Genomic DNA, 19743 nt, shown 5'->3' with positions numbered 1-19743 from the left:
GAGTAGATTTTCATGGCGAGCGATGCGCCGACAGGCCATGTCTCCGACCTCGACTGGCTGCTCAGCGGCCTGGTCCAACGGGTGCCGTACACCCGCAGCGCGGTACTCCTCTCCTCCGACGGACTCGTCAGGTCCGTCCACGGCCTCGACCCCGACAGCGCCGACCACATGGCCGCTCTCGCGTCCGGCCTCTACTCGCTCGGCCGCAGCGCCGGCGCGCGCTTCGGCGACACCAGCGAGGTGCGCCAGGTGGTGGTGGAGCTGGACTCCACCCTGCTCTTCGTCTCGACGGCGGGCTCCGGCACCTGCCTGGCCGTGCTGGCGGGCCGCGAGGCGGACGCCGCCGTCCTCGGGTACGAGATGGCGATGCTGGTCAAGAGTGTCCGGCCCTATCTGGCGACGCCGGTCAGGCAGGCGGCCGGCACCACATCGAGCGTCACGGGGCAGTGAGCGTGACGCTCCCCGCGGACGGGCCGTGGCTGGACGAGGCCGCGGGCCGGCTCATCCGCCCCTACACGGTCAGCGGCGGCCGGACCCGCCCGACGGCGGAGCTGGATCTGATGTCACTGGTGATGGCCACGGGCGCCGCGAGCCAGATGTACTTCGGCCCCGAGCACAGCGAGGCCCTCGCCCTCTGCCAGGGGCCGACGTCCGTGGCGGAGATCGCCGGGCATCTGCGGCTGCCCGCCGTCGTCACGAAGATCCTGCTCTCGGACCTGATGGACAGCGGCGCGGTCACCGTCCGGCCACCGCACAACTTCGACAATCCCAGCGACTGTTCCCTTCTGGAGGCAGTACTCGATGGCCTACGACGACAGCTCTGACGCCGCCCCCACCCCCTTTCCCACCGCGCTCAAGGTCCTGGTGGCCGGTGGCTTCGGGGTGGGCAAGACGACATTCGTGGGATCGGTCAGCGAGATCGCACCGCTGAGCACCGAGGAACTGCTGACCCAGGTCGGGGCGGAGACGGACGACCTGACGGGCGTCGAGCTGAAGACCTCCACCACCGTCGCCATGGACTTCGGCCGGATAACTCTCGACGAGCGGCATGTGCTCTATCTCTTCGGCACCCCCGGTCAGGAGCGCTTCTGGTTCATGTGGGACGAGCTGTGCCGGGGCGCCCTCGGCGCGATCGTCCTCGCCGACACCCGGCGGCTGGAGAACTCCTTCTCCGCCGTGGACTTCTTCGAGCAGCGCGGCATCGGATTCGTCGTCGCGGTCAACGAGTTCGACGGCAGCTTCCGTTACGACCCGGAGGAGGTCCGGGCGGCGATCGATCTCCGCCCGGACGTGCCCGTCGTGATATGCGACGCGCGCATCGCCAGCTCCGGGATCCAGACCCTGGTCACCCTCGTCCAGCATCTGCTCACCGCCGTGCCGGGCGGCGCCGGCCAGGACGACGGGCTGCCACTGGACGACGGGCTGCCGCTGGACGGAGGAGTGTCCCTGTGAGGTACGACCCCATGGGGCGGCTGCTGCTCACGCCCGTCGACCGGGACGCGCCCGACCGGGTAAGACGGCTGCGCCGGCTCGGGATCGGCGAGCGGCCCGAGCCGGCCTTCGACGCCTTCGCGCTGCATCTCGCCCAACTCGCGGGCGCGCCGTACGCGATGGTCAACTTCGTTGACGAGGAACGGCAGTTCTACGCCGGGCTGCACACCCCGGTCCCCGAGACGGGCCGCTTCCGGGACCGGGACCACGGCTACTGCCCCCATGTGGTGGTACGGCGCAAGGCGCTCGTCCTGGAGGACGTACGTGACTTCCCGCGCTTCGCCGGCAACGCCGTGGTGGACGAGACCGGTCTGCGTTCGTATCTGGGCGCGCCGCTCATCGACCGGACGGGCATCGCGCTCGGCACCGTGTGCGTCGTCGACATCCAGCCCCGGCAGTGGGGGAGAGCCGGACTGGAGACCGTCAAGTCACTGGCCGCTGAGCTGTCCGAGCAGATACACCGGAGAGAGGACGGCGGTATCTGACGGTACGTCAATTCTCGTCGTCAGGACCGGTGTTCCAGTACGTCGACGGCCAGTTCGCGTACCACCGACTCGTCCACCTCCACCCCCAGGCCCGGCCCTTGGGGCACCCACGCGGTGCCGTTCGTGACCCGTACCGTCTCGCCCGCGTACGGCGAGCCGATGAACTGGCGCCCGTTGAGATCGACCGGTGTCGTGACGCCGTACGCCGCGAACAGGTGCAGCGACGCGGCCAGCCCCAGATCCGACTCCGTGAGCCCCGATCCCATCAGTTCGACCCCGCAGTCCTCGGCGAGCGAGCACAGCCGCCGCGAGAGCGTGAGCCCGCCGCTGCGCTGCACCTTGGCGATCGCGACATCGACCGCCCCGAGCCGTACGAACGTCGCCAGATCGCTCGGATGCCGCAGGCTCTCGTCCAGCGCCACCGGTACGGCCGACAGGTCCCGCAGCCGCCGCAGCCCGGCGATGTCGTTGGCGGGCAGCGGTTGTTCGAACGCGGTGACCCCGAGGGTGTCGAGCCGGCGGGCCATCCGCAGGGCGACGGGCACCGTGTACGCCTGGTTGGCGTCGACCCACAGCGGCGCGTCCGGTGCGTGTTCGCGTACGGCGGCGACCACGGCCGCGTCGGTCTCCTCGTCGTGCAGCCCGACCTTGACCTTGAAGGCGCGATACCCCTCGTCCCGGCCCTCCGCGACGCTGTCTGCCACCTCGGCGGGCGACTGACCCGAGACGATCCAGCCCAACTCGACGCTGGTGGAGCGCCGTTGACCCCACAGCACACCGAGCGGCACGCCCGCCGCCCGGCCGAGCAGATCGTGCAGCGCCACGTCCACGGCGCTCTTGGCCAGAGGCGCGCCGATGGTGAAGCCCCGGTTGACCGCCCGGTCGAAGGCGGTGTCGACGGCGTCCAGATTCCAGCAGGGCGTGCCGATGACCGCGGGCGCGAGATAGCGGTCGATCGTGGTCACGATCGATTCGGCGGTCTCGTACGTCCACGCGGGGATGGGCGTCGCCTCGCCCCACCCGTACAACCCGTCGGCGCCGACCCGGACCAGGATCCGGACGGACGGGGTCCCGGCGACGGCCACCGAGCCGCCCGCGACGCCGAAGGAGCGGTGGGTGGGCAGCTCGACGGCGAACGTCTCGACGCGGTCGATCGTCAAGCCGGTCAGCTCCACGCTCACCTCGCCTCCTCCGCCGTGCTCCGCGCCGGCGGTGGCCCCGTGCTGGCCCGTACGACCACCTCGCCGCCCACCCGGAGCACCCGTGACCGCTGTCCGTGCGGCTCGCGCAGCGCCAGTGAGATGGCGTGCTGTCCCATCTCGGTCAGCGGCAGGGCGACGGTGGTGAGCGGGGGAGTCAGCTCCCTGACGAACGGGATGTCGTCGAAGCCCGCGAGGGAGATGTCGGCGGGTACGTCGACGCCCGCCTCCCGGAACGCGGCGAGCGCGCCCACCGCCATCACGTCCGTCACACCGAAGACACAGGTGGGGCGGGTTGGCCGGGTGAGGAGTTCGCGGGCCGCCGCGTAGCCGCCGTCCCGGGTGAACGCGCCCTCGATCACACAGCCGGGGTCGAGAGCGATCCCCGCCTCGGCGAGCGCTTCCCGGAATCCGGCCAACCGGTCGGCGACGGTGGTCAGTTCGGGCGGGCCGCTCAGGACGGCGAACCGCCGGTGGCCGAGCGCCAGCAGGGCGCGGGCGAGCGCGGCTGCGCCCGCGCGGTTCTCGGGCAGGACGGCGTCCGCGCGCACGCTGCGGTGCCTGCTGACGACGGCGACGCGACCGCCCGCGCGGATGTACGGCTCCAACTCGGCGCTCAACGCCCGCTCCCAGGTGCGGTCCTGGAAGCCCGAGCCGATCAGCAGGATGGCGCGGGCCCGCTGGGCGCGGAGGATGGACACGTACTCGATCTCCCGCGCCGGCTCCCGGAACGTACTCGCGAGCATCACCAGGACGTCCTGCTCGGCCGCTGCCCGCATCACACCGTCGGCGATCGCGGCGAAGTACGGATCGCCCACGTCGTGGCAGATCAGCCCGACCGTGTTGCTGGACGAACTGGCGAGCGCCTGGGCGTGCGCGTTGGGGATGTAACCGAGCAGATCCGCCGCCGCGCGCACCCGTTCGCGCAGCTCGTCCCGGACGCGTGTCGTGCCGTTCAGCGCTCTCGACGCGGTCGCCAGGGAGACACCCGCGTGACGTGCCACGACGTCGAGCGTCACATGGGTCCGTGCTTCCCGTTCACTCAACTCGGCCCCCAAGTCGCCGCGGCGGCAAGGCTCCTGGCGAGGCCCCTCGTGGGACCCGGAAACTTCCGGACGACCTATTGACCGTTCGGACAAGCAGTCATTAGCGTGTCGATCACCTTACCAGAAAGCGCTTTCTGAAAGCGCTTCTTCCGGTACGGCAGAACGGCAACCGGTACAGCTGAGGATCGGACAGCGACTAGTAACCGCTCCTGATTCCCGAGGAGTTCACTGTGAGCCAGAGCGTCATGCCGGGACCGACCAAAGAGATCGCGGGAGTCGCCACACGCAACAGGCCAGGAACGGGGGAGCGGTTGGGCAAAGCCGTCGAGACCAGCTGGCGGCCCGTCGCGCTGCTGCTCGCGTGCTTCGTCGCGTGGTGGGCCATCGCCGCCGCAGAGTTGGTCGAGCCGTATCTCGTCCCCTCGCCCGGGGCGACCCTGGAGGTACTGACGGGCAAGACCAGTTATCTCTGGGAACACACGTGGGTGACCACCTACGAGACCCTGCTCGGCTTTGTCATCGCGGTCGTCGTCGGCGTACTCGCGGCGGTCGTGATGGTCTACTCGTCGACCGTCGAGAAGACCCTCTACCCGATCCTGCTCTTCGCCCAGGTCGTACCGAAGATCGCCATCGCGCCCCTGTTCGTCGTCTGGCTCGGCTTCGGCATCACGCCGAAGGTGCTCATCGCGGTGCTCATCGCCTTCTTCCCGGTCGTGATCTCCATGGTCACCGGCCTCAAGGCGGTCGACCCCGAGATGCTCCAGCTCTCCGCGACGATGGGCGCGAAGCCCTGGCAGACCTTCGCCAAGATCCGCTTCCCCGCCTCGCTGCCGCATCTGTTCTCGGGCCTCAAGGTCGCTGTGACACTCGCGGTCACCGGCGCGGTCGTGGGCGAGTTCGTCGGCGCCAACGAGGGCCTGGGCTATGTGATCCTCCAGGCCAACGGCAATCTCGACACCCCGATGCTCTTCGCGGGCCTGCTCGTCATGTCCTTCATCGGCGTCGTCCTGTTCGTCCTGGTCGAGATCGCCGAGAAGCTTCTGCTGCCCTGGCACGCCAGCCGCCGGGACAGCAACGTCACGACCTCGTTCTGAGTTTCGAGTCCCGATGAGACCTGTACTCCGTTCCTCCGAGAAGGGCCAGCCATGCACTCCCGCAGACTCCTGATCGGCCTCGTGCCGCTTCTCCTGGTCGCCACCGCCTGCGGCGAGGACGGCGACTCCACCACCACCAGCGACTCCGGCAAGAAGCTCGACAAGGTGACGCTGACGCTCAACTGGTACCCGTACGGCGAACACGCGCCCTTCTACTACGGCGTCAAGGAGAAGATCTTCGAGAAGCACGGCATCGACCTGGAGATCCGGGCCGGCCAGGGCTCGCAGAAGACCGTCCAGGCCACGGCCGCCGGGCAGACCGACTTCGGCTGGGCGGACACCCCGGCCGTGATCAGCGGTGTCGACCAGGGCGTCAACGTCAAGAGCCTCGGAGTGATGCTCCAGACGACGCCGTCGTCCGTGCAGTTCTTCGCCGACCAGAACATCAAGACGCCCGCCGACATCAAGGGCAAGACGGTCGCGGGCACGGCCGGTGACGCGCTCACCAAGACGTTCCCGATCTTCCTGGAGAAGAACAACCTCAAACTGTCGGACGTCAAGATCCAGAACACCGACCCGGCGGGCAAGATCGCCGCGGTGATCTCCGGAAAGACGGACGCCCTGCTCGGCTACGCCAGCGACCAGGGCCCGACCATGGCGGACAAGGCGAAGAAGGACGTCGAGTATCTGCGCTTCTCGGAGCACGGACTCAACTTCTACTCCAACGGTCTGATCGCCGGCCAGAAGATCCTCGCCTCGGACGCCGACCTCACCAAGCGCATGGCCACGGCGGTCAGCGAGGCGTGGGCCGCCGCCGAGAAGGCGCCTGAGCCGGCGGTCGCCGCGATGGAGGGCGCGTCCGAGCAGCTGCCGCCGAAGGCCGTACTGACCGAGCAGTTCGCGACGACGATGACGCTGCTGCACACCGAAGCGACCCAGGGCAAGGCTCCCGGGCTCAACACCGAGGCCGACTGGCAGGAGACCATCGACGTCTTCGCGGAGGCCGGTCTGGTGAAGAACCCGAAGGCGCCGGCCGATTACTGGGACAGCTCGGCACTGAAGGGATGACGATGCCCAGGGAAGCGACTCTCCGGGAGCGTGGCGTGAGCAAGAGCGGTGCGAGCAAGACCAGTCTGCACAAGGACGACGCGGCGAACGGCGGCGCGGCGGCCGTGTCCCTGGACGACGTCGCCGTCCGGTTCCGTACGAAGGACCGCGACGTCACCGCCCTGCGCGAGGTGTCGCTCGACGTCCCGATGGGCGAGTTCGTGGCGATCGTCGGCCCCTCGGGGTGCGGCAAGTCGACCCTGCTCAAGCTGGTCGCCGGACTGCTGAAGGCATCCGCCGGCGATGTACGGCTGCACGGTGAGCGGGTCGACGGGCCACGGCCCGACATCGGTTACGTCTTCCAGCGCGCCGCCCTGCTGGAGTGGCGCAGCGCCCGGCGCAACATCCTCCTCCAGGCGGAGATGCGCCGGATGCCGAACGCCGAGGCGCGCGCACGCGCCGACGAACTCATCAGGATGACCGGCCTCGGCGGTTTCGAGGACGCCTATCCGCACGAGCTGTCGGGCGGGATGCAGCAGCGGGTGGCCCTGTGCCGGGCGCTGCTGCACCAGCCGCCGGTGCTGCTGATGGACGAGCCGTTCGGCGCGCTGGACGCCCTGACGCGCGAGCAGATGAACATGGAGCTGAACCGCATCTGGCGGGAGACCGGCACGACCGTGCTCCTGGTCACGCACTCCATCTCGGAGGCGGTCTATCTGGCGAACCGGGTCGTGGTGATGAGCCCGCGGCCCGGCACGATCACGGAGATCATCGACGTGGGACTGCCGCCGGAGCGGGACTACGTGGAGACCCTGGCCCGGCCGGAGTTCCGCGAGGCGACGACGCACATCAGGGAACTGCTGGGAGCGGCGTCGTCGGAGGACTGAGCGGGGGCCCTCTCTCCGGGGTGGCGCACGACCTGTCGATGTGCGGCCACCTCCTGTGTACGTCGCGTGGCACGGTGCCCGTGCCCCGTACCGACCGGGGCTCGCCCATCTGGTGAGACCGCGTGGCGCGCACTCGCCGCCCTTTCCACCCCGGTGGTGGGAAGGGCGGCTCGCTGTCCGCGCCCGGGTGCTCCGATATCCGTGCCCCGATATCCGGGTGTCCGCGGGCCGACGCCGTGATTGGCTGCGCCGGTGAGCGAAGAACGTGTCTCCGTCAGACGCCGTGACCCCGCCGACCTCGACGCGTGCGTCCGCGTACTCGCCGAGGTCCACGACAGCGACGGGTATCCCGTCGACTGGCCCCAGGACCCGGCGGGTTGGCTCGCAGCGGCCGAGTCGCCGACATGGCCGGGGACCGAGCCGCCGCCTGTATCGCCGACATGGTCCGGGACCGAGCCGCCGCCCGTATCGCCGCCCGCCGCGTGGGTGGCGCTGCTCGACGGCCAGATCGTCGGTCATATCTGTCTGTCCCCTGCCCGCCCCGACGACACCGCGCCCGGCATCTGGAGCGCCCGCACCGGCATGAGCCCGGCGATGACGGCCGTGGTGAGCCGGCTGTTCGTCTCACCGAAGGCCCGGGGCCACGGCATCGGTGCGCTGCTGCTGGCCGAGACGGTCCGGGCGGCCCACGAGCGCGGGCTGTATCCGGTGCTGGACGTCGTCACCACCGACCGCTCGGCGGCGGCGCTGTACGAACGCCAGGGATGGACGCTGATGGCGACGGGCGAGCAGCACTGGGGGCCGGACCGGACGGTCCAGGTGCACTGTTACGCGGCGCCCCGCTGACGGGCCCGTACGCCTTCGCACATGCTTCGACGCACCGCGATCGGACACACCGCACCCTCCGACCAGCCGTGCGGCCGGTCGGAGGGTGCGGTGTCGAGCAGAGCTAGCTCAGTACCGCAGCCTCGAAAGGTGGCGGTAGCTGTTGCGCGCCGTGGCGAACGGGTCCTTCGGCGAGTCGTGTTCGACCAGCCACTGCCGTACGCCGCCCCGGTGCGCCGTCTCGAACATCTCCGCGAAGTCCAGGACACCCGAGCCGACGTCCGCGAAGTCGCCGTTCGGCGCCATGTCCTTGACGTGCAGCGCCGGGAAACGCGGGCCCTCGTCCACGAACAGCCGGCGCGGGTCCGCCCCGCCCTTCGCCGCCCAGTAGACGTCCAGCTCGAAACCCACGTACTCGGGGTCGGTCTCGTTGAGCAGGATGTCGTACAGCACCTCGCCCTCGACGACCTTGTGGTCCGCGTCGTGGTTGTGGAAGAGCACCGGGCCGAGGCCCGACTCCCGCGCCACGCGCCCCGCCCGGTTCATCGCCGCCGCCGCCTCGCGGTAGCCGGCGGGGGTGTGCATCTGGGTCGGCAGACTGGGTACGACGACCCACTCGCCGCCCAGTGTGTGGACGTCCGCGATGGCCTGCTGGAGGCCGGTGCCCGCCACCGTGGCGTAACCGACGTGCTCCAGCACCGCCTTGAGGCCGACGTTGTCCAACACCTCGCGGATCTGGGTGGCGTTGCGGCCGAACCGCCCGCTGACGCCGACGGTCGCGTAACCGATGTCCGCCAGTTGCTCCAGCGTCCCCTCGAAGTCCGTCTCAAGGACGGACCGCATCGTGTAGAGGTGCATACCGATGCCGCCCCGGGGGATCCGCCGCCGGCAGCGCGGGTCGTGGTGCCGGCCGGACTCCGCCGCCTGGGCGGTGACCGCCGTCGACGCCAGTCCGACCGCGGCCAGACCCGCCGCCGCCGTACCCAGGAACGCTCTTCGTGTGCCGTTCACCCTCACGTGACCTCGTCTCTCAACTCGCTTGAATGCGGCTCGCGTTGATCAGTCGCTTGTCCATCGGTGGTGCTTCGATCACTCGCGCATCGTTCAGTTCCGTGCCTGTGGACTCAGCTCGCGGTGATCTCGACGGCACCCGTCGTCGTGTCGCCCTTGTCGTCGGTGACCGTGAGATGCGCCGTGTACGCGCCCGGCCGGGCGTAGGTGTGGGTCGCGCTCGCGCCCTGCTCGCCGGTGGGCCTCGTGTTGTCGCCGAAGTCCCAGCGGTACGAGGCGACGGTCCGGCCCTCGGCGAGCTTCACCGTGCCGGTCAGCTCCGCCGCCAGCGGCGCCGCGCCCTCCGCCTTGGAGGTGCTCACGGTGACACCGGTGCCCGGCTTCTTCTCGACCCCCCGGCCGTTGAAGTGCAGCCAGTCGATCGAGAGCACGTCCTGTCCGTCCGGCTTCCAGTCGGGGTTGAGGAAGACCGCGTACATCTTCACCGTGCCGCCGACCGGCCGCAGATGCGTCGTCGGCGAGACGAAGTTCGTCCAGGCGCCGGTGTTCGGAATGGTCACCGAGCCCATCAGCGGGCCGGTCGGCGATCCGTTGCGGAACTCGACGGTGCCGCCCGTGCCGCCCGACGACCCGCCGACGGTGACCGAGTCGACTCCGGTGAGATTCACCGGGTCGTACGCGACCCAGTCGCCGTGCTCGACCTCGATGACGCGCTTGCCGCCGGACGCCTCGGGGCGGGCGCCGACGGTGACGCCGCCGTTCTCGCCGCCGGTGGCGCTGAAGAACTCGCCCTCGCGGTAGGAGGTCTTGAGATTCGACGTGGCGGTCCCCGTCAGCGCGGGAACGCTCGCGTCGTCGCCACCGTCGTCCTGGTAGCTGGCGGTGACCCGGTAGAAGAGATCCTGGTTCGCGTGCTCGTCCGTCGCGGGGACGGTGAACTCACCCGCGCAGCCCTTCTTGGACTGCACCGGGTGCAGCGTCGTCGCGTGCCCGAGGCGCCCTTCGACGGTGACGCGCGCGCAGTCGATCTCCGTCGCCTTGCCGTCCTCGCGGTCGGTGACCTTGACCGTGAAGGGAACGGTGTCGCCGAGGCTGAACATGCCGCCGTCCGGGGCCCGTTGGATGGTCACCACCGGCCGGGTGTTGCCGACGGTGATCTCCCGTACGGCCTGCGCCGAGAGCTTGTCGGCCCCGGTGACCGTCAGCCGCGCGGTGAAGACGCCCTTGTCGGTGTAGATATGGCTCGGGTTGGCCTTGGTCGAGTCGACGGTGCCGTCACCGTCGAAGTCCCAGGCGTACGTGACCGGCTTGCCCCCCGGCAAGCCGGAACCGGCGCTGGAGAACTTCACGCTGCGCGGCCCCGGTCCGGTGTCGGAGGTGGCGGTGATCTTGGCGGTGGGCAGCTCGCCGTCACCGACGTAGTCGATGCGGTAGATGGCGGTGCCGGGGTTGATCACACCCGTGCGTCCCGCACCCGATCCGATCCCGAAGTCGATCACGTACAGGGAGCCGTCCGGACCGAAATCGGCCTCGAAGAGCTGGTTGAACTTCATGTCCGTGAAGATCTTGTTGATCGACTGGATGTCGCCCGCCTTGGCCGGCGGGAAGCGCGGGTCGCTGAACGACTGGTCCTTCTGCTGGATCGAGAACGTCTTGAACCAGTTCTGGCCCAGCTCGTAGTTGAACCACTTCGAGTCGAAGTACTCGGGGAACTTCGTCGGCGACGGGTTGTCCGGGTCGTAGTCGTAGACGGGGCCGCTCATCGGCGCACCGCCACCGCCGACCTCGGGGAACAGCGGTGATCCCGAGTACTGGTACGGCACGGTCGCGGCCTTGGCCGGCGGCAGCTCACGCAGACCCGTGTTGTTCGGCGAGTCGTTGACCGGCTTCGCGCAGTCGAACTTCGCCCCCGAGACCTTCGTCGCGAAGTCGTAGTCGTTGAACGGGGTGTTGGCGCCGATGCAGTACGGCCAGCCGAGGTTCGCCGCCTTCGGGACCCGGTTGAACTCGACCGTGCCCTCGGGACCGCGATTGGGGTCCGCCGCCCGCGAATCGGGTCCGTAGTCGCCGATCAGCAGCGCCCCGTCCTTCGGATCGGTGGTGATACGGAAGGCGTTGCGCAGCCCCATCGCGTACACCTCGGGACGGGTCTTCTCCGTGCCGGGCGCGAAGAGGTTGCCCTCGGGGATCGAGTACGTCCCGTCGTCCTCCGGCGTGATCCGCAGGACCTTGCCGCGCAGGTCGTTGGTGTTGCCCGCGCTGCGCTGCGCGTCGAAGACGTGCCGGCCCGGACGTTCGTCGATCGGCGTGAAGTTGTCCGAGACGAACGGGTCGGTGTTGTCGCCGGTCGCGACGTACAGGTCACCGTTCTTGTCGAAGGTGAGCGAACCCGCCATGTGCACGTTGGCGCGCTGCTCGTCACGGTCGGTGGGAATCTCCAGCAGCAGCTTCTCGGACGCCGGGTCGACGGTGTCGCCCGTCAGCGTGTAACGCGAGAGGTTCAGCTGCTTCTTCTCCTTGTCGGAGTGGAGCAGATAGAGCCAGTTGTTCGTCGCGAAGTCCGGGTCGAGCGTCAGCCCGATGAGCCCGTCGGACTGCTCCGTCATCTTCAGGCTGTACTCGAAGTCCAGCGCGGTTGTGGTCTCCTGGGTCGACTGGTCGAGCACCTGGAGCTTTCCGGTGCGCTGGATGTAGACCACCCGGCCGTCAGGTGTCACGGCCAGCTCGTACGGGTCGGAGAGGTCGGTCGCCAGCTGTGTCCGCTTGAAGGACCCGGTCTTGGTGGCGGAGCAGTCGCCCGGCTTGTTGCCGGCCGCCCACTGGATGCCGCCGAGCAGGTGCTTGAGGAAGTTCTCCTCCTGGAAGGCGGACGAGTCATGGCCGCCGGCGGTGAACCAGGAACGGCCGCCGTCGTAGTTCTGGCACCACGACCACGGGTGGTCGACGCCCTCGTCGAGCCCGGTGATGCCGTCGTTCACCTTGATCTGCGCGAGGGTGTGCACCTTGCCCGTCGGGTTGACGCGCCAGTTGTACCACTCCTCCGAGCGCTCCCAGAGCTCCGGAAGGCCCTTGGTGGAGGGGTGCGCCTGGTCGAGCACCTTGACGCGGCCGGTCTGGATCGCGGGGTGCTGGTCGAAGATGGCCCCGGTCAGCCCCTCGTACCAGTCCCAGTCGCGCTCACTCGCGGACGCGGCGTGCAGTCCCACCCAGCCGCCGCCCGCCCGGACGAACTTCTGGAGGGCGGCGCGCTGGGGCGCGTCCAGCAGATCGCCCGACTCCGGGGTGGAGTTGGTGTTGTTGAAGACGATCGCCTGGAAGCGCGCGAGGTTCGCGTCGCTGAAGACGCTCGCGTCGTCGGACGCCTCGACCTCGAAGCCGTTCTCCTCGCCGAGCTTCTTGATTCCCTCGATCCCGGCGGGGATCGACTCGTGCTCGAAGTTGGTGACCTTGGAGAAGACCAGGACCCGGAAGGGCGCGGCCTCCGCGGGAGGGGGTGAGGCGACCCCGAGTCCGAGCACGAGAGCGAGCAGGGCCAGGACGACGGTGAAGGGCGTCAGCGCCCTTCGCGGTCGGCCGGTGCGCAGGGGGGATCGGTCTGGTGGACGGCTACTCACGGGCGCTCCCGGTGCAGGTGGCGGCTACGAATGGGAAGAAAGCGCTTTCTGAAGTACGCCGCACAGCGTAGGTTCCCTGCTTCCGGAGGGTCAATGGGTCGGAAGCGTCCACTGTGGTAAGGGAGTTGGTGGTACCGGAGTTATCCCGTCCGGTCGGTCGTTTTCTGTGCCGGTGGGCTGTATGTGTGGCCGACTTCTGTCACGAGGCGCCCGTCAGGAAGCCGGAGATACGTGCGCGCAGCGACCGGACGTCCAGGCCGTGTGCCGCGAGGTGTTCGTCCGTCTCCCCGTACTTGCGCAGTTCGCGCCGGCCCACACCCAGTCCGAGCACCCGGTGCGGTACGTCGGCCAGTGCCTCGTCGGCCGCCGCCGTCGACGTCCCGGCGAGATACGGCTCCACGATCACCGCCTCGGCGGCGCCCGTCTCCCCGACGGCCCGTCGCAGCGCGGCACCGTCGAAGGGCCGGACCGTCGCCGCGTACAGCACCGTCGTGTCGAGCCCTTCCGTCGCCGCGAGTACGTTGTCCAGCATCGGACCCACGGCGACCACCGCGCCGTGGTTCCCCTCGCGCAGGGTCAGGAAGCCGGCGCCGGTCACGGGCAGCGCTCGCGCGTTGGTCTGCGTCGAGAGCCGTACGTACACCCGGTCGTCGCCCTTCGCGGCGTGCCGCAGCAGGGCCTCGGCCTCGTCGGGATGCCCCGGTACATGCACGGTCCAGCCGTCGAGCGTGTCGAGGAGCGCCACATCGCCGGGGGACATATGGGTGAAGCCGCCGGCCGGCCAGTCGTAAGAGCCTCCGGCGCTCACCAGCACGCCGCCCACGCCCTGGTGTCCGAAGTCGAGCTTCACCTGCTCGAAGGGGCGCTCCACGAGGAAGCTCGCGAAGGTGTGGACGATGGGCCGCATCCCGGTGAGGGCGATCCCGCCGCCCGCCCCGACGAGCAGCTGTTCGCGGATCCCGACGTCGATCACCCGGTGCGGGTGACGGCGTTCCGCCTCCTGGAAGCCGTCGTGGCCGATCACGGCGAGTACGACGGCGAGCCGCGGGTCCTCGTCCAGCAGCCGGGACGCGGTCGACGCGAAGCGCTCACGCATGGTGTCCATCAGAAGTCCTCCGAGTAGGTGCGAGTGGGTCCGAGAAGGTGCGAGTGGGTGTCCGGGCAGGGGCGGGTGTACCGGGGGTTGGTCCGGGTCGGTCGTGGGCGGGCCGGGTCAGATCCGGGTCCGAAACGGTCAGGACCGGGATTCGACACGGGCGACGACCGCCCTCGCCTGAGCGGGATGGGGCGCGGTGAACGCCTCGTACAGCGCCTCGTGGTCCCGCCCGTCGACGGTCACGGCCGACCAGCCGGCCGCCGTGAACCGGGACGCGATCCCGCCCGGCCAGCCGTGCGCCGACGACGAGTTGTCGATCACGAGCGTGTGCAGCTGTTCGAGGCCGGCCGGACCGGCATAACCGATGGCCTCGTGGTTGCTGCCCTCGTCCAGTTCGCCGTCCCCGATGAGCACCCAGACCTTGGATCCGGTACGCCCCTGCGCCCGCAGCCCGAGCGCGCTCCCGACGGCGAGCGGCAGCCCGTGCCCGAGCGACCCGCTGCCGATCTCGGCCCCCGGCACGAGCAGCCGGTCGGGGTGGTGGCCGAGGGGTGAGTCGTACGAGCCGAAGCCGGGGAGCAGCGACTCGGGGAAGAAGCCCTTGGCGGCGAGGACGGCGTAGTAAGCCATCGGCCCGTGGCCCTTCGACAGCAGGAAACGGTCGCGCGCCGGGTCGTCGGCGGTCGCGGGGGAGACGTTCAGCACCCGGTCGTAGAGCACCCAGATCGCGTCAAGGGTGGAGGTGGCGGCTGCCCCGTGCTTCTCGTCGCCGGTCATCAGCGACAGCAGTCGGTCGAGGTCCCGATAGCCGTACGACGCCGTCGTCGGCGTCGGCGTCGCCGATGTCCGCGTCGGTGTCTGTGTCGGTGCGTGCGTCCGTGTCGTCATACGGACCACCGTGCTACCTCAACCGAACTTGAGGTCAAGCGTGCCGCCGAGGGCGCAGAACGGAAAAAGCGGTTCGTGACCACCGCTCGGAGTGCGGTATTGTTCTCATGCGCGTTCAGCCGGGGGAAACCCCAGGTCAGACGGGCATCGGGACGTGGCGCAGCTTGGTAGCGCACTTGACTGGGGGTCAAGGGGTCGCAGGTTCAAATCCTGTCGTCCCGACTGGAGACAGTCGCAGGTCAGGGCCGGTTTCGGAGGAATCCGAAACCGGCCCTTGGTCGCTCTTGGGGACCAGCTGGGGACCAGTCTCCTTAACCGGTGTCAGCGGGTCATGACGATCGGGCTCGGCAGGGTGCGCGGTGCGCGGAGCGCGCTGAGGTGTGCGGAGAGTGCTGTGCCAGCTGCCGTGATCTTGTGTACGTCGGGGTGCAGGTAGCGCTGGGTGGTCATCAGTGATCCGTGGCCGGCGATTCTGCGGAGGACGTGCACTTGGACTCCGGCGTCGGCGAACCAGGTCAGTCCGGTATGTCGGAGGTCGTGGCGGCGCAGGTGCTCGTAGCCGAGTTTGGTGGCCACGTCGTCCCAGTGTGTGGCGTCGCGCAGGACGGCGGTGGAGATGCGTCCGCCGCGCGGGCCGGTGAACAGGCGGGCGTTGGGATCGGGGCCGGCGGACAGGATGCGCTGGGCGAGGAGGGGACGGATCTCCTCGATGATGGGCACCTTGCGGGCCCGCTTGCCTTTGGTGCCCTTGTCAGTCAGCCCGCCGGGTGCGGGTGTGGTCTGACGCCGCACGGTCCAGATCCATTGGGTGGTGTCGATGTCTCCGACGCGGCATCCCGAGACCTCACCGATCCGGGCAGCGGTGCAGGCCGCGAAGAGGACGACGTCTCCCCAGCCGCGGTAGTGGTCGTGGGAGGCGGCCACGAGTGCGTCGGCCAGTGCGAGGAGGGACTCCCAGTCGGGCAGGGCCAGCGCGCGTGGGTCGAGGAGTTCGTCCTCGGCCTGCTTGTACAGTTTCTGCCAGCCAGTCACCCGGGCGGGGTTGACCTTGATGATGCCGTCACGGACTGCCTGTTCCATGACGCGGACCAGGACGGCGATGGTGTTCTTCACCGTGGAGCGGCTGTGCTCGTCGGCGATCCAGTTCTGCACGGTGCGGTCGACGACGCCGTTGGTGATCATGCGGACCGCGAGGTGGCCCAGGGCGGGCACGACGCGCATCCGCCAGCCTGACAGGTAGGGGTCGAGTGTTTTCAGCTCCAGGCCACGCAGGGCGAGGTCCATGTTCGCGTTGCCGTATTCGGCGAGCTTCATGGTGGCGAGCGACGGGGACAGCCCTGCCTCAGCGGCTTCAACGATGGACTGGAGCCACTCCTGCGCTTCGTCCTCGTCCGTCTTTCCCTCTGACAAGGACAGGCGCCGCTTCGTGGTCGGGTCGAACCAGCGGACTCGCGCGCGGTAGGGGTTGCGGCGATCGGGACGGTACTCGATGTCGGTGGAGAGTCGGACGCCGACCGGCACAACGGGTTTCTCGGCCATCAGGCTTCTTGGCGCGGGACGGTCCTGTGGCTGTGCAGCCATTCCTCAACGTCGAGCGCGCTGTACATGATGACGCGTTCCGAAACGGAGACGAACGGCGGGCCCTGTGGTGGCCGAGCAGTGCGCCAGCGGCGCAGAGTCGAGGCATTTACACGCAGGCAAGCGGCGAGGTCACTCGTCGAGTACCAGGCGTTGGTCAGGAGAGACGGACGAGTGCCATCTTGGGGGAAATGGGCAGTGTGCTGATTTTTCGTGAGCGGCTGACGGTTTGTGGAATCTGCTATTGGTTCGGGGGGCAAGTGCGGTGGGTCTCCGGGTGGTTTGGAGCACCAAAGGGGTACCGGGGAAAGCCGTCGGCGGCAGGCGGCGTGGCTCGCAGGTGGAGAACGGTGGGATTCTGCCTGCGCAGCGTCGGTGCGCCCTTGCTGATGGTTCGATCCGCCGTGGTGCTCGGGGCAAACGGTGGACAACAATCGTCTGCAGAAGCGCCGGTTTGGCTAACCGGCGATGTGCGGCTATGTTTCCGTCGCTTGCGACGAGGTTTCCGGAGGGCGGCCACCACTGCGACGAGATTCGTCATACGTGTGACCGATCGCGTACATGGCTGGCGTATCAGGTGCTGTGCCGATTCATGCTTTTCCGATGACGCACCACGTGGAGTGCGTGGCGATCCTCGAACCGGCCGCGAAGGGATCCTGACCTGCGGTTTATGCATGCGCATTATGTGCGGTGTGGGCGTTACGGGCGATATCTTGACGCTGGAATGACGCTCGTGGCGCTCATTTGACGCTCGTTCTGATGGTGTGTCAGGTGCCCTGTCGGGCAGGCCGGGTCCTGTGAGGGGGGGGACGTTAGTAAGGCGTCGAGGGTGAGCGACGCTCTGCGTGGGGATGCTGGTTCCTGCTGGTCAGTTGTCCCGGAAGAGACCAGTCAGCGCGGTGACCTGCCACGATGAGGCGTCTTTGCCCGTTGACCTGCTTGAACGGTCTTTCCCTTGTTTCAGGTTCGTGCTGGTTGATGCGGCCGAAAGTCTCAGAAAAGTCCGAGAGAGCTCCCACTGATGGATATCTCTTCGGCTTCATTCAGGTGGGGCAGTGCGGTGTGGCCTGGATCCTGGAAGGTGGATGCCGAGTCGCTGGCGCGTGGCCGATTCCCTGCGGGATCAGGGCTACTGACGATCGAAGGTGGCCCGGCGACCGGTGGTGCAGAGAGCTGGCAGGGTCCTCCAAACCCCGGGCGCTGTACAGCGAGCGGCCAAGGTGTTCTGTTCATGGAGGTTGGTGACGGTGATCACGGTCGGGTGATCTTGAATGAGTGAGAGCCTTCCGGGTTCGGTGTGGATTGCGACATCCACACCGAACTCACCCGCGTGAGGAGGAATTTCACCTGTGCATTCTGCCCGGCCAACAGCACTTTGGGAGATCAGCGGAAGCAGGCAGCAGTGAGCGGCCGTTCTACCGGACGTCAGGCAGCGGCTTCACCTAGCTCCACCAGCGCCTGGCGGCGTTCGTCCCGGCCCGGGTGACCCTGCGAGGCCGCGCGTACGGTATGTGCTTCAAGTAGCTGTTTCTGAGCCCTGGGCCCGATGAGCTCTGCCATCCGGCGGCAACCGGCTCCGCCCGGAGCGCGAGGAGCAGGTGTGCAGTCCTCCACCGAGGGTAGGCCGTTGGCGGCGATGCCTTCCAAGACGGCGGCGAGTCGGTCGGCGCTCTCGCGGGTCTGGGCCGCGTACGCGCGCAGCCCGTCGGCGGCGGGCTCCAGTTGCTGCCGGGCGGCGGTGGGCTGGTCGCTCATCGTGGCTACCAGGGCGCGAACGGGCCTGTGCCACCACGGTATCGGCCGGGCGCGGGCCGTGGGGCCCACTCCGCACCACCAGGCCGGGAGCAGGCCGGCCTCGAATCGACCGATGTTGTTCTGTGAGTCAAACCTTGAGTGTGGACCACCGAAGTTTGGCTGGCTGTTTTTGCGGGCCGCCCAGCCGCTGTCCCGTGTCAGTGGCGAGCGGCAGACTGCGCGCATGAATGATGGCATTGAATCTGATCGCGGCGACCGTGCTGAGCTGGCCTGGGTCAGCTCGATGGGCGGTCCGTTGATCGTGGTCCCCGAGTCCTGCATTGGCGCATGGGGCGGGTGCACGGAGGATGGATCCGTCCTGGGCGAGGACGGTGGCCGTGATGATTATGACCGAGCTTGCGAGGTCGACGACTGGGCTGGCGTGATCGCTGGGCGTGCGAAGGCTGCCACTGTGCTTGTCCTGGCCGATGAGCCTGCAATGACGTGCTTCCTGTCAGAGGAGTTGCTCTTCGTGCGATGGCTGGCTGCGGATTCGGAGGAAGAATTGCTCGCCGGGGTGGATGTGGTCGTGGCCGACCCGGACACTCCATGGGAGGACGGCGGTCTTTGGGCCATTGACGGCCCGGCGGTGCTGATGGACTCGGCCGTGGCCGGCGTGGATCTCGGAGTGGAGTATCCCGGTGGTGGCAAGCCGGAACAGGCTCCTGTGCAGCTTCCGGCAGGCCGGTGGAGGGTCCGCGCTGTCCATACGAAGAACGAGTTCGCGTGGGTCGGCGTGGTGCAGCTTGTGGCCGAGGATGGCTCTGAAGGCCGGCATCCCGCGCCACTCACTTGAGACCACACGCGACCCGGACCAGATCATCAGAGGCAGGGGCCAGGTCGACGAAGGCAGGACAACAGAACACCCGAAGTTCCGTATCCGTATCCGCGTCCGGCGAGGTTGTCACGCTGCCGAGTGGAGCCGATAACCGGGGGACGACCCCGTGATTCGAACTGATGGGCAGCGTGACACGCCAGCGCGGCAGCCGGATCGAGCTGACCGCGTGCGCTCTGGGCCCTGCACGCCTACCTGCGCTGGAGCAACGCCAACGCCCGCCACCACGACGTCCTGGCCGGCGAACGTAAGGAAGGCGCGCATCCGCTGTGAGAAGGGCATCCGCTGGGGTGAACGCCCTCTCAAGACCACGGTTTGATCCGCTCCGGCGAACCTGTCCGATCACAGCACCAGCGTCAGGCGAGCGAGCCGAGCTCTACGGTGACGACGTCCGAGAGTTGACTTTGCGTCAAGTGCCTGTAACTGGTTGGCTCAGCCAGGTAGTTCGGGATACACAGGTGATCCGAGATGTTCAGCGGGTGAGCGGATCGGAACATGACAGCGGAGACCTGGTCGGTGGCCAGTGACAGCAGTGCGGGGGCTGACCGGTGGGGTACACGATTCCCGAGGGCGTCGACACGATGCTGGACGTTGTCGGGGTGGGCTGGCCGAATGTCGACGAGGACGCGTATCGCGATATGGCGGACGCGCTGCGGGAGTTCGCGGACGACGCGGACGACGACGCGCACACGGCGCACGGGCATGTCCAGCGGTTGCTGTCGACGGGGCAGAGCGAGTCGCTGACGGCGCTGGACACGCACTGGAAGAAGGTCCAGGCGAAGAACAAGGACCTGGCGGGCGCGGCGCGGCTCATCGCGGGGGCGCTGGACCGGGTCGCGGACATCATCGTCGC

Annotated in this window: 18 protein-coding genes, 1 tRNA gene and 1 pseudogene; 12 read left to right on the top strand and 8 right to left on the bottom strand. The window is 68.6% G+C overall.

Annotated elements, in window-relative coordinates; translation table 11 throughout:
- The first annotated feature begins 12 nt into the window (after positions 1-12).
- From ACFYNU_RS02735 to ACFYNU_RS02720, 4 genes are read left to right on the top strand one after another with little or no spacing between them, the layout of a single operon-like run.
- Positions 13-450 (top strand): roadblock/LC7 domain-containing protein, encoded by a 438-nt coding sequence (locus tag ACFYNU_RS02735; RefSeq protein WP_354603167.1) that lies wholly within the window; start codon positions 13-15, stop codon positions 448-450.
- Between the two features lie 2 nt (positions 451-452).
- A complete protein-coding gene (locus tag ACFYNU_RS02730; protein WP_356589394.1) occupies positions 453-824 on the top strand; it encodes a DUF742 domain-containing protein in 372 nt (123 codons plus the stop codon).
- Complete coding sequence (locus ACFYNU_RS02725; protein ID WP_356589392.1) at positions 802-1452, top strand: ATP/GTP-binding protein; 651 nt, start codon at positions 802-804, stop codon at positions 1450-1452. Before ACFYNU_RS02730 ends, ACFYNU_RS02725 begins: the two co-directional genes overlap by 23 nt.
- Complete coding sequence (locus ACFYNU_RS02720; protein ID WP_356589390.1) at positions 1449-1976, top strand: GAF domain-containing protein; 528 nt, start codon at positions 1449-1451, stop codon at positions 1974-1976. Before ACFYNU_RS02725 ends, ACFYNU_RS02720 begins: the two co-directional genes overlap by 4 nt.
- 20 nt (positions 1977-1996) lie before the next feature.
- On the opposite strand, the gene ACFYNU_RS02715 is transcribed toward ACFYNU_RS02720, so the two are convergent.
- Together ACFYNU_RS02715 and ACFYNU_RS02710 are read right to left on the bottom strand one after the other, a co-directional pair.
- The gene (locus tag ACFYNU_RS02715; RefSeq protein ID WP_356589388.1) at positions 1997-3157 is read right to left on the bottom strand and encodes an enolase C-terminal domain-like protein; all 1161 of its coding nucleotides are present in this window, start codon (positions 3155-3157) and stop codon (positions 1997-1999) included.
- Positions 3154-4194, bottom strand: coding sequence for a LacI family DNA-binding transcriptional regulator (locus ACFYNU_RS02710; protein WP_356589674.1), 1041 nt, complete (start codon positions 4192-4194; stop codon positions 3154-3156). Before ACFYNU_RS02710 ends, ACFYNU_RS02715 begins: the two co-directional genes overlap by 4 nt.
- A 272-nt stretch (positions 4195-4466) precedes the next feature.
- On the opposite strand from ACFYNU_RS02710, the gene ACFYNU_RS02705 reads away from it, so the two are divergent.
- The 4 genes from ACFYNU_RS02705 (at position 4467) to ACFYNU_RS02690 (ending at position 8095) form a co-directional block, all read left to right on the top strand.
- Positions 4467-5315, top strand: coding sequence for an ABC transporter permease (locus tag ACFYNU_RS02705; RefSeq protein WP_356589672.1), 849 nt, complete (start codon positions 4467-4469; stop codon positions 5313-5315).
- A 51-nt stretch (positions 5316-5366) separates the two neighbouring features.
- On the top strand, positions 5367-6383 hold the full coding sequence (locus ACFYNU_RS02700; protein ID WP_356589386.1) for an ABC transporter substrate-binding protein: 1017 nt from the start codon (positions 5367-5369) through the stop codon (positions 6381-6383).
- Positions 6380-7249: an ABC transporter ATP-binding protein gene (locus ACFYNU_RS02695; protein WP_356589384.1), complete on the top strand. Its 870-nt coding sequence runs from the start codon at positions 6380-6382 to the stop codon at positions 7247-7249. Before ACFYNU_RS02700 ends, ACFYNU_RS02695 begins: the two co-directional genes overlap by 4 nt.
- Before the next feature lie 252 nt (positions 7250-7501).
- Positions 7502-8095, top strand: a complete 594-nt coding sequence (locus ACFYNU_RS02690) for a GNAT family N-acetyltransferase (protein ID WP_356589382.1) — start codon at positions 7502-7504, stop codon at positions 8093-8095.
- Between the two features lie 108 nt (positions 8096-8203).
- On the opposite strand, the gene ACFYNU_RS02685 is transcribed toward ACFYNU_RS02690, so the two are convergent.
- The 4 genes from ACFYNU_RS02685 to ACFYNU_RS02670 all read right to left on the bottom strand — a co-directional run bounded on the left by ACFYNU_RS02685 (position 8204) and on the right by ACFYNU_RS02670 (position 14683).
- Positions 8204-9085 (bottom strand): sugar phosphate isomerase/epimerase, encoded by an 882-nt coding sequence (locus ACFYNU_RS02685; protein ID WP_356589380.1) that lies wholly within the window; start codon positions 9083-9085, stop codon positions 8204-8206.
- Between the two features lie 113 nt (positions 9086-9198).
- On the bottom strand, positions 9199-12699 hold the full coding sequence (locus tag ACFYNU_RS02680) for a ThuA domain-containing protein (protein ID WP_388764899.1): 3501 nt from the start codon (positions 12697-12699) through the stop codon (positions 9199-9201).
- Between the two features lie 199 nt (positions 12700-12898).
- Entirely contained in the window at positions 12899-13804 is a 906-nt protein-coding gene (locus ACFYNU_RS02675) for a transketolase (RefSeq protein WP_356589378.1), read from the bottom strand.
- 129 nt (positions 13805-13933) lie between these two features.
- Complete coding sequence (locus ACFYNU_RS02670) at positions 13934-14683, bottom strand: transketolase (RefSeq protein ID WP_388764896.1); 750 nt, start codon at positions 14681-14683, stop codon at positions 13934-13936.
- Positions 14684-14831: 148 nt separating this feature from the next.
- Between ACFYNU_RS02670 and ACFYNU_RS02665 the strand changes: the two genes are divergently transcribed.
- A tRNA-Pro gene (locus ACFYNU_RS02665) sits at positions 14832-14905 on the top strand.
- A 99-nt stretch (positions 14906-15004) separates the two neighbouring features.
- On the opposite strand, the gene ACFYNU_RS02660 is transcribed toward ACFYNU_RS02665, so the two are convergent.
- Both ACFYNU_RS02660 and ACFYNU_RS02655 read right to left on the bottom strand, forming a co-directional pair.
- Positions 15005-16222: a site-specific integrase gene (locus ACFYNU_RS02660; RefSeq protein WP_356589376.1), complete on the bottom strand. Its 1218-nt coding sequence runs from the start codon at positions 16220-16222 to the stop codon at positions 15005-15007.
- 1464 nt (positions 16223-17686) lie between these two features.
- Positions 17687-18016 (bottom strand): hypothetical protein, encoded by a 330-nt coding sequence (locus ACFYNU_RS02655; protein WP_356589706.1) that lies wholly within the window; start codon positions 18014-18016, stop codon positions 17687-17689.
- Between the two features lie 223 nt (positions 18017-18239).
- On the opposite strand from ACFYNU_RS02655, the gene ACFYNU_RS02650 reads away from it, so the two are divergent.
- From ACFYNU_RS02650 to ACFYNU_RS02640, 3 genes and pseudogenes are all read left to right on the top strand, one after another.
- Entirely contained in the window at positions 18240-18851 is a 612-nt protein-coding gene (locus ACFYNU_RS02650; RefSeq protein ID WP_356589374.1) for an Imm21 family immunity protein, read from the top strand.
- 219 nt (positions 18852-19070) lie between these two features.
- A pseudogene (locus ACFYNU_RS02645) lies at positions 19071-19209 on the top strand (IS630 family transposase); the annotation flags it as partial.
- A 229-nt stretch (positions 19210-19438) separates the two neighbouring features.
- Positions 19439-19743 (top strand): hypothetical protein (locus tag ACFYNU_RS02640; RefSeq protein ID WP_356589372.1); only part of this gene is annotated, 305 nt, incomplete at its 3' end.

Origin of the sequence: Streptomyces sp. NPDC006643, assembly GCF_042870175.1 — a bacterium.
In the GTDB taxonomy this organism is placed as follows: domain Bacteria; phylum Actinomycetota; class Actinomycetes; order Streptomycetales; family Streptomycetaceae; genus Streptomyces.
This window is presented reverse-complemented; position numbering and strand designations above follow the sequence as displayed.

Excerpts from the sequence above, each read along its gene's own strand:
- ACFYNU_RS02650 (WP_356589374.1), top strand. The coding sequence starts at position 18,240 with ATGAATGATGGCATTGAATCTGATCGCGGCGACCGTGCTGAGCTGGCC.
- ACFYNU_RS02705 (WP_356589672.1), top strand. The coding sequence starts at position 4,467 with ATGCCGGGACCGACCAAAGAGATCGCGGGAGTCGCCACACGCAACAGG.
- ACFYNU_RS02725 (WP_356589392.1), top strand. The coding sequence starts at position 802 with ATGGCCTACGACGACAGCTCTGACGCCGCCCCCACCCCCTTTCCCACC.
- ACFYNU_RS02655 (WP_356589706.1), bottom strand. The coding sequence starts at position 18,016 with ATGAGCGACCAGCCCACCGCCGCCCGGCAGCAACTGGAGCCCGCCGCC.
- ACFYNU_RS02675 (WP_356589378.1), bottom strand. The coding sequence starts at position 13,804 with ATGGACACCATGCGTGAGCGCTTCGCGTCGACCGCGTCCCGGCTGCTG.
- ACFYNU_RS02670 (WP_388764896.1), bottom strand. The coding sequence starts at position 14,683 with ATGACGACACGGACGCACGCACCGACACAGACACCGACGCGGACATCG.
- ACFYNU_RS02700 (WP_356589386.1), top strand. The coding sequence starts at position 5,367 with ATGCACTCCCGCAGACTCCTGATCGGCCTCGTGCCGCTTCTCCTGGTC.
- ACFYNU_RS02735 (WP_354603167.1), top strand. The coding sequence starts at position 13 with ATGGCGAGCGATGCGCCGACAGGCCATGTCTCCGACCTCGACTGGCTG.
- ACFYNU_RS02695 (WP_356589384.1), top strand. The coding sequence starts at position 6,380 with ATGACGATGCCCAGGGAAGCGACTCTCCGGGAGCGTGGCGTGAGCAAG.
- ACFYNU_RS02660 (WP_356589376.1), bottom strand. The coding sequence starts at position 16,222 with ATGGCCGAGAAACCCGTTGTGCCGGTCGGCGTCCGACTCTCCACCGAC.